We start from the raw sequence: 1136 nt of genomic DNA, 5'->3' as shown, positions 1-1136 counted from the left end.
GATTTTGTCAGCCGGCACACCGCACCAATTTGCAAGATTCTCCGATACATAAAGGAAATTCATTTTGAAATAGTCAATGATGTATACTCCTTGATGAGTGCTTCTTGCAAAAGCCTTAGCCGCATTCACAAGAAGGTCTGCCAGTTTATAATCTGCGTCAGTAATGCCGTGAACTGCGTTTGATATAATGAAGAAATCTCTTGTTGCCATGTATGTTTTTCCTTGATTGGTGTTGCAAAAGTAATGATAAAATCGTAATTGGGCAACATTTTAACACACAAAAGTGTAAAAAAGCATACAGTTGTTGTGGAAATACACTTTTGTGTAAAGGCAAAGTGCAATCCTTCTGCTAACTTTGCACGCACTGAGACTTACATGAATCGCTCATGAATCAACAGTCAGGACATTAATATAAAAAACGGAACAATGGAAAAACAAGTGTATGCAAATGGAGTGTATGAAATCCTACAGCTGGGTAAGGAAAACCTGTATGAACTCGCAGAGTTTGTGGTTCGTGAAAACTATAAGCATCACGCTGGAGTTGCAAATTCGGAAGAATTGGAAAAGGAAATCACAAAAGTTTATAATGAAGAACTGTCTTATTCGGGAAACTCTTATATCTATGTTGTACGTAATGCAGAAGGCAAATTGATAGGCTCTATTCGTGTCTTCAAATGGGATAAAGACAAACCTCTGCCAATAGAAAAAATCTTTGGGATAAACCCTCTGCAATCCATACATTCAGAATCAATTTATGAATATTGGCATGTTGGGCGTTTTGCCATAGATTCATTCTCCGGAACACCTACACTGACGTTATTCAAGCAATTGATGGTGTATGCTGTCTATCCTATAGTATGTGATGACAATAGTTACATGATAGCGGAAACGGATAGCAAACTGTTACGCGTCATGAATGCACTCGGAATACACACAAGGCAACTCGGGGATTCCTTGGACTATCTCGCTTCGGAGACAGTCCCTATATGCTCAAGCAAAGAGGACATCATGCCTTTCTATAATCACTATAATAGGTTGGTTAACGCCTGTTAACACACTTTTGTGTATAAAACGAATCGTATAGAACACAAATACACTTTTGTGTCAAAATAAAAAGTCGAAGTTCATGTAACTTT

1 protein-coding gene and 1 pseudogene are annotated in these 1136 nt (G+C 38.0%); one reads left to right on the top strand and one right to left on the bottom strand.

Annotated features, from left to right (window positions below; all coding sequences use genetic code 11):
• Nucleotides 1-210, bottom strand: a pseudogene (locus E5358_RS14925) (helix-turn-helix transcriptional regulator); the annotation flags it as partial.
• A 216-nt stretch (nucleotides 211-426) separates the two neighbouring features.
• Between E5358_RS14925 and E5358_RS14920 the strand changes: the two are divergent.
• Entirely contained in the window at nucleotides 427-1053 is a 627-nt protein-coding gene (locus tag E5358_RS14920) for a hypothetical protein (protein WP_135940940.1), read from the top strand.
• Nucleotides 1054-1136: the final 83 nt, after the last annotated feature.

Origin of the sequence: Palleniella muris (genome assembly GCF_004792655.1) — a bacterium.
In the GTDB taxonomy this organism is placed as follows: Bacteria; Bacteroidota; Bacteroidia; order Bacteroidales; family Bacteroidaceae; genus Prevotella; species Prevotella muris_A.
Note: the sequence above shows the minus strand (reverse complement) of the source record. Positions and strands in the feature narration are given on the sequence as shown.

What these genes read in the sequence shown, in the direction of transcription:
- E5358_RS14920 (WP_135940940.1), top strand. Translation starts at nt 427, where the DNA reads ATGGAAAAACAAGTGTATGCAAATGGAGTGTATGAAATCCTACAGCTG.